This is a genomic window from Leptospira gomenensis (genome assembly GCF_004770155.1).
GTDB lineage: Bacteria > Spirochaetota > Leptospiria > Leptospirales > Leptospiraceae > Leptospira > Leptospira gomenensis.
In genome coordinates this window covers 1-755 of record NZ_RQFA01000023.1, presented here as the reverse complement: position 1 = coordinate 755, position 755 = coordinate 1, and the positions used below count along the sequence as shown (strand labels likewise).

Sequence of the window (755 nt, the reverse complement as noted above, 5' to 3'; positions counted from 1 at the left end):
TTGTGCTCTGTATGCGGATCCGCAGAGCGATTTAACGAAATCGATTTATGCGACTCTTGAAAAAAAGGGGTGGGTAGACAAACGATTTGCGTTCATTGTTTTGCCGGACGGGCCGACTCGCTGTGAGGATCGTTTACGAAATAGAAAACTGGAAGAAAGGCTTGCGGCTTTGATGGAGACTCTTGGAGCCAAAAACTATGTGAAAGATTTTTCTGTCGATGAAGAGAAGGCCTTAAGTCCTGAGAGAACTCGTTGTCCGATGGCTTTATATAAAACGGGGAAAGTAGATTGTTTCGTCATGGTATATGTTATCGCAGGAGTGTATAAGGGGTATCTCTATTCGCTAAGGCCGGAAAATAGAATGTTCGTATATAACTTCGGGGTAACTGATCCTTCCTTACAAGCCACTTTACGCTTGGGGATGGAGGGTAAGGAGCCGATTGAGTTAAAGATTCATAAAGATGTACGTAATCTAAATATACGGTCTAAGTATTTGAATCAAATTATTGGAATGTCGGCTCTAACCGATTTAGAAACAATAAATGTCAGTGATTTAGATTTACAGAATATCCCAAGATTTGACTTTGATCGCCCGTATAAATTAGAAATTTTCAATAATTACATTAAAGATATACATGCGAGTGATTTTGATCCGAACGCGTTTTATGTTAACATCTCATGGAACCTACTGGAAGACGATGTTTGGTTTTGTGAAACAAGTACGATTCGGGAAATCAATGTTGTCCGTAACAAAC

At 39.6% G+C, this 755-nt stretch carries 1 pseudogene; it reads left to right on the top strand.

The window, feature by feature from the left end:
- Nucleotides 1-755, top strand: a pseudogene (locus EHQ17_RS20100) (leucine-rich repeat domain-containing protein); the annotation flags it as partial.